Origin of the sequence: Thermogemmatispora sp. (assembly GCF_019683635.1) — a bacterium.
Lineage (GTDB): Bacteria > Chloroflexota > Ktedonobacteria > Ktedonobacterales > Ktedonobacteraceae > Thermogemmatispora.
The window spans coordinates 1-6205 of the sequence record NZ_JADGIA010000261.1; the positions used below are offsets into that span (position 1 = coordinate 1).

5 protein-coding genes are annotated in these 6205 nt (G+C 60.3%); 2 read left to right on the forward strand and 3 right to left on the reverse strand.

The window, feature by feature from the left end:
- Positions 1-179 precede the first annotated feature (179 nt).
- Positions 180-1028, forward strand: coding sequence for an HAD hydrolase-like protein (locus tag IRZ31_RS19500; protein ID WP_297156832.1), 849 nt, complete (start codon positions 180-182; stop codon positions 1026-1028).
- 90 nt (positions 1029-1118) lie between these two features.
- On the opposite strand, the gene IRZ31_RS19505 is transcribed toward IRZ31_RS19500, so the two are convergent.
- From IRZ31_RS19505 to IRZ31_RS21510, 3 genes are read right to left on the reverse strand one after another with little or no spacing between them, the layout of a single operon-like run.
- Complete coding sequence (locus IRZ31_RS19505) at positions 1119-1829, reverse strand: NUDIX domain-containing protein (protein ID WP_297156835.1); 711 nt, start codon at positions 1827-1829, stop codon at positions 1119-1121.
- 13 nt (positions 1830-1842) lie between these two features.
- A complete protein-coding gene (gene iscB, locus IRZ31_RS19510) occupies positions 1843-2439 on the reverse strand; it encodes an RNA-guided endonuclease IscB (protein ID WP_363325705.1) in 597 nt (198 codons plus the stop codon).
- Positions 2363-2623: an RRXRR domain-containing protein gene (locus IRZ31_RS21510; RefSeq protein WP_363325706.1), complete on the reverse strand. Its 261-nt coding sequence runs from the start codon at positions 2621-2623 to the stop codon at positions 2363-2365. Before IRZ31_RS21510 ends, iscB begins: the two co-directional genes overlap by 77 nt.
- Before the next feature lie 338 nt (positions 2624-2961).
- On the opposite strand from IRZ31_RS21510, the gene IRZ31_RS19515 reads away from it, so the two are divergent.
- Positions 2962-6069: a helicase C-terminal domain-containing protein gene (locus IRZ31_RS19515; protein WP_297156838.1), complete on the forward strand. Its 3108-nt coding sequence runs from the start codon at positions 2962-2964 to the stop codon at positions 6067-6069.
- Positions 6070-6205 lie beyond the last annotated feature (136 nt).

The window sequence follows — 6205 nt, forward strand, 5'->3', positions numbered from 1 at the left end:
TTCCACAGATTAGGGGACGAGGAGACTGAGAGGAGCCATCTGGCGGCCAAGGTGGCCGATCTCGCTCGCAGTCACGAGGTGAGGTGAGTGGGTAGGGTGGGCAGGCTCTTGCCTGGGCTTGCTGACAGCCAGCATAATAACGCCACCTTGCTCGCGAGCAGACTGGAAAAGAGGTAACTATGCGTCTTGAGCAGCCCCAGGCAATTCGCACTATTTTCTTTGATGCTGGCCAGACTCTCTTGCAGCCCTATCCTTCAGTCGTTGAGATCTGTCAGCAGGTCTGTCAGCGCACTGGCCTGGGCGTCGACCTGACACGCCTCAAGCAGGGCCTGATCGAGGCGGAAGATTTCTTCTACCGCCAGGTTCGCCTGAACCGCCATACCTGGGCCAGCGAGCAGGCTATCAATGAGCTATGGCTCGGTTACTACGTCAGTATGCTGCGCCATGCCGTCGATGAGCGCAGCGAGCAGCGCCTCTACGAGCTGGCCCGAGCCATCACGGAGGAGTTCGCGACGCATACGAGCTGGGAGGTTTTTCCTGACGTCGTGCCCACACTGGAAGTGCTGCAACAACATCACTATACGCTGGGCGTGATCTCGGACTGGGGCATCAGCCTCAGCTCCATCCTACACCGCCACCGCCTGACGCGCTTCTTCGACTGCGTGATTGTCTCGGCAATTGCGCGCTACGCCAAGCCATCGACACTTCTCTATGAAACGGCCCTCCAGCGCGCTAATGCTATTGCTGACTACACGCTGCACATCGGCGACTCCTACATCCATGATGTGCTCGGCGCTCGCTCCGCTGGTATTACACCTGTGCTGCTAGACCGTTCCCATCACTTGCGCAACCACGATGTCGACTGCATCCTCGTTCACTCGCTGACAGAGCTGCTGACGCTGCTTGAGCTGCCAGGCTACGCTAAGCCAGGCCAGAGTGACGAAGAGGCCACGCTTGCTTTGTATGCCGCGGCAAAGGACCAGGAGGGAGCACAGCAACAGCCAGGCACGCCTTCCCGGCAGGGGTAGATCTCACTTTTTCTCCAGAGTGGGGAAGGAAGCGCTGCAACGACAAGGCAAGATGCGAGCGCCTCCTCAGCTAGCTCCCGCCGTCCCGCCCTACTGGCGTGCAACAGCCGCCGGGTTAAAACGATAGAGACGGGCGGGTCGGTGGGTTCCTTCCATTTTCTTGGCTCCGGTATCCTCCAGAATACCGGTGGAGAGGATCTTCTTGCGGAAATTACGCTTATCCAACTTGCGGTGAAGAATGATTTCGTAGACGCGCTGCAGCTCGCGCAGCGTGAACTGCTCTGGCAGCAAATTAAAGGCGATGGTCGTATACTCCAGCTTGCCCCGAATACGCTGGAGCGTATAGGCCAGGATCTTGGCGTGATCAAAGGCCAGCTCCGGCAGATTGTACATTGAAAACCAGCCGACATCACTGGCATCATCCGCCGCCCGCACCTGCAAGCGCTCCGAGTCTAGAAGGGCATAATAGACAACTGTAATCACGCGCATGCGCGGATCACGACCAGGATCGCCAAAGGTATAGAGCTGCTCTAGATAGACGTCCTGCACGCCAGTCTCTTCATACAGCTCACGCTTGGCCGCATCCTCCAGCGACTCATCGATGCGCACGAAGCCCCCTGGAATAGCCCACATGCCCTCATACGGCCAGGAGCGCCGTTTGACCAGCAACACTTGCAGATCTGACTGGCGAATGCTCATCATCACCACGTCAACAGTCACCGATGGCCGCTCATACTTCGAGGGGTCATAATGATGGGCCTGAGCCTCTGCACTCGGTTTCTGACATTGCCCGCTGCTCATCTGCTCGTTCTGCTCACCCATAGCTGTTGTAACGCATGCTGTATCCGCGCGGGAAACCGTGGGCGTTCACGTTCGTCCAGCAGCGCTGCCCGCGACTCAGCGCCTTGATTGCAAGAACCGTGGCATGCCAGCCGGACACCCCGGCAAGATCGCCCACGCACAGTGCGTCTAGCGTATGCGTCTTCGGGAGTCCCAACCGTTCCCGGTTCCACTTCGTCCGCCCGCCCGTCCATGAGCGAACCTCCAGGCTCATGGCACACAGACCGTTCCGGATCGCGGAGCGCGTCGCGTTGACGGCCACGGCATCCTTCAGCGGCCCCTTCGCCTTGGCTTGCACTTCCGGGTGGCCCAACTCCTCCGCCGTCCAGTTCCCCTTGGCCTGGTTGCAGACGCGGCAGGCCAGCGTGAGATGAGACACCCGGTTGCTGCCGCCACGGCTCTTGGGGACGATGTGCTCGATCTCCAGTGGCACGTTCTCCGCACCGCAGTACACACAGCGGCGTCCCCATTTTTCTCGCAAGTACTCGCGGACTTCATAGCCGAACAGCTGGCCACGCTGGTACTCCACACCAGAGATCTCCGGGGTCTGTCTGGTGCGCCTGCGTGTCAAATCGAGCGGTCTCGACCTCGCTAAAAGCGATGGGTGCCAGGCGCCGGTACCGGCTCGCCCACGAGAGGATGTTCTCAACCCGGCTCCGCAACGAAGGCGGGAACCAGCCGTTTGCCCTCCGGCGGCGGTATGCCGCGCGTTTCTGCATCCGTTCCCGAACGGCATCTTCACGGTGAGCGATCATCGGTCCGGGACTGGGGAAGCATCCCGAAGTGGGTTTTTGGCCTGCCTACGACGGAGCGGCTTCCTCGCCTTGTCCTTCGGCTCAGCCGCTCGGGCTGGTCGGGTCATCCCCGCAAGCCCCCGCCTTGAGCCGTGGGGTCTATGACAATGCGTGTCTCGTTTACGCTAAAATAGCTGACTCTGGCACTTCTGTCAAGTGGGAACGCTTAGCGTGGCAGGCTCTCCCAGTTTGAGAGGGGAAGCTCCAGGCCGTCGGGCTGCCATTGTCCCCTGACGACGGCTGTGATATACTGGCACAGGCAGTACAAACATCTGTTCAGTTGTGGGGGAGAGCCATTGATGGCAGGTCTAGACTTGCACCAGATTGATTCCTACACCATCGCCGAGAAAATCAAGGAGAACGCTAGTGGCACCCTTTACCGCTGTCAGCCGACGAAACGCTCTCGCGCTGAGATCTTTATTAAGGTCAGTGCTCTCCCCTTGCTTACTGAGGCCGACCAGCAGCTTTTTCAGGAACGGGCGCGCCAGCTCAAGAGGCTCTCTGGCAACCGGGCCATCGCTTCGGTGAGAGACTACGGCTTCTTGAGCCAGCCCGCTAGCGATCAGCTCTATGGCTATCTCGTGTTGCACGACCTGCCCAGCGAGAGCATTGAGCACTATTTTCAAGAACAGCGCTATCTGTCCCCTGATCAGATTCTGCCGGTGTTGCTCTCTATTGGCGATGCCCTCCATATGGCTCACCAGCGCAAGGTGCTGCACGGTAATCTCCACGCGGGCTGCATTCTTGGCGAGCCTGCTAATGCAGTGCTGACCGACTTTGCTCTGTCCTGCCGCGATGGGAGCCTGACCTATGACGACGAGCCTGCGGCCCTGCCATATAAAGCCCCGGAGCATCTGCGCGGCTCTCCGCTGCTGGCCAGCGATCAGTATGCCCTGGCGGCCCTGGTCTATCATTGGCTCTGCGGGCGCCCTCCCTACGAGGGACGGACGGTCTCAGAACTGCTATCTCAACAGGAACGCCAGCTGCTGATCAGACCACGCGACCTGAACCCGACTATTTCATCTGAGCTAGAGGCGGTTCTTCTGCAGGCACTGGCTCTTGATCCCGCCGAGCGTTTCCCACACGTGCGCGCTTTCGCCGATGCCTGCCTGGCCGCCATCAAGGGCCTGCCTCACCTCTACCCGGCGCAAGAGCGCGAGAGCGCGGTCGAGCGTCCAATCATTCAATCTCCCTCTCCGGCGCTGACGGCCTCTCCCAGCGGGATCAGTCCCGTGGCCATGCAGCGGGCGGCCTCAGCGCTACCGCTACCGGCCAGCGCTGTTCCCGCTCATCCAGCCCTGGCTGCCCCCTCCAGGGCGCTGGCCCAGGAGACTGCGCCTGCCGGCCCAGTCCTGCCGAAGGGGGAGAAGCCTGTAGAGGAAGAAGAAGAAGCGGAAGGTCTACTGGCCATCGTACGGGCCGATCTGCGCCAGGGCGGTATTCTCTCGCACAGTCTGCCAGGCTACGAGGAGCGGCCCGCCCAAATCGCTATGGCCGAGGTGGTGGCCCGTGTCCTGGAGCAAGGGCGCCACGCCATTCTCGAAGCGGGCACCGGGACCGGTAAATCACTGGCCTATCTTGTTCCCATCGTTCGCTCTGGCCGCGTGGCCATCATCAGCACCGCCAACAAAGCACTGCAAGAGCAGCTCTTCTACAAGGATATTCCTTTCATTCAGCAGCACATCAAGCCTTTCGAGGCGGCCCTGGTCAAAGGCATGGGGAACTACATTTGCCTGGATCGCCTCGAAAACGAACGCCTTGGCCTGCAGCTCTACGCCAAAAATCGCGAGTTTCGCCGTCTCTACGAGCTGACCCAGGACCCCGACGCCGATTTCAACGGCGATATCGAGAGCCTTGATTTCCCTCTCTCCGCCGACCTGCGCAGCCGCATCGTGGCCGAGCGCGATCAGTGCGCCTGGAGTAAATGCCCTTTCTTCTTCGACTGCTATGTTCGACAGATGCGTCTGCGCGCCGAGCAAGCTCAGATTATTGTGGTTAATCACACGCTGCTGCTGCTCGATGCAGCCCTGGAGGGCCACCTGCTCCCCGAGCGGGATGTCATCGTGCTGGACGAAGCTCATCACCTTGAGGAGGAGGCCACTCGCGCCTTCACGATCACCATCAGCCCCAACCAGATTCGGACGCTGCTCGCCCAGCGCATGCTGAAGGAGCACAGCCGCTTGAGCCTCCAGGATGAGGCCGAGCGCGCCTGGCTCACGACCTGGCGCCGCCTGGAACAGTTGGCTCGTTCCTGCGGACCTGGCTCACGCCTGAACTTGCAGGAACCACTGGAGGAGGGCTTGCAGCTGGCGACCGTCATCGCCCAGCTCGCCGATTCTCTGCGCCAGGAGCGCCCGCGCGATCTGCCGGAAAAGGAGAGCACGCTCTACGATCGGCTGCTCAAGCGCACGCAGAATCTGGCCGAGCACATCCGCACCGTGTTCTCCGTCAATCAACCCGAGCGCTATGTCTATTATCTGGAGCGTGTGACCCAACCAGGACAGCGTGGCAATCATATCGAGGTTTCGGCGGCACCGCTCGATGTGACCTCCTGGCTGCGCGAGAAGCTGCTGAAAACCCCGATCCTCATCTTCACTTCGGCCACCCTGGCTACTACAGGACCACACCCGCTGCGGCCCGAGGAGAAGGGCCCCCATTTCGCTTATTTCCGACAGCGCATCGGCCTCAGCTACGAGGATATGCCGGAGGTAGAGGAACGGATTCTTCCCCCGACCTTTGACTACGAGCGGAATGCTCTGCTTTACCTGCCGCGCCATCTGCCCGAACCAGCTTACGGTGGAGGCGAAGCTGTGCGACGCTATATCGAGGCCATCGCTGGCGAAATGCTGCACCTGGTCAACGCCTCTCAGGGCCGCGCTTTCTTACTCTTCTCTAGCCAGCGCATGCTGGATGCAGTCTACGAGCTGCTGCAGACGAGCGCCCTGCCTTTCCGCCTGCTGCGTCAGGGCGACTGGCCACGCAACGAGTTGCTGCGCCAGTTTAAAGCAGAGCCTGCGGTTCTCTTCGGCCTCAAGAGCTTCTGGGAAGGGGTCGATATCCCCGGCGACACCCTCTCGCTAGTGGTCATCGACAAACTGCCGTTCGACCCGCCTGACGACCCGGTCCACGCCGCCCGCGTTGCGCTCATGAAAGAGGCCGGCGAGAACTGGTTTGGTTCCTACGTCCTCCCCCAGGCAGTGCTGCGCCTCAAGCAGGGTTTGGGCCGTTTGCTGCGCACACGCGAGGATCGCGGCGTGATGGCCATTCTCGATAGCCGCATCTATACCAAGAGCTATGGTCGCCTGATTTTGAATGCCCTACCTCCCGCCCGCCGCACCGATCGGCTGGAAGAGGTTTACCGTTTTTTCCAGAACGGACGTCAGCCTTCCTCGGCAGCGGACAATTGACAGATGTTCCGGTACTAGGCATTATTGCGCACTCGGCAATATCAATGGGGAAACAGGATCTTTTTCTAAGACAATTGACGCTCCGGGTAAAGCTGCTATACTAGGAAGTGCATTCCGACGCGAGTGAGAGAAGTTC

Coding starts and splice junctions, on each gene's coding strand:
- IRZ31_RS19500 (WP_297156832.1), top strand. CDS start 180: ATGCGTCTTGAGCAGCCCCAGGCAATTCGCACTATTTTCTTTGATGCT.
- IRZ31_RS19505 (WP_297156835.1), bottom strand. CDS start 1,829: ATGAGCAGCGGGCAATGTCAGAAACCGAGTGCAGAGGCTCAGGCCCAT.
- IRZ31_RS21510 (WP_363325706.1), bottom strand. CDS start 2,623: ATGATCGCTCACCGTGAAGATGCCGTTCGGGAACGGATGCAGAAACGC.
- IRZ31_RS19515 (WP_297156838.1), top strand. CDS start 2,962: ATGGCAGGTCTAGACTTGCACCAGATTGATTCCTACACCATCGCCGAG.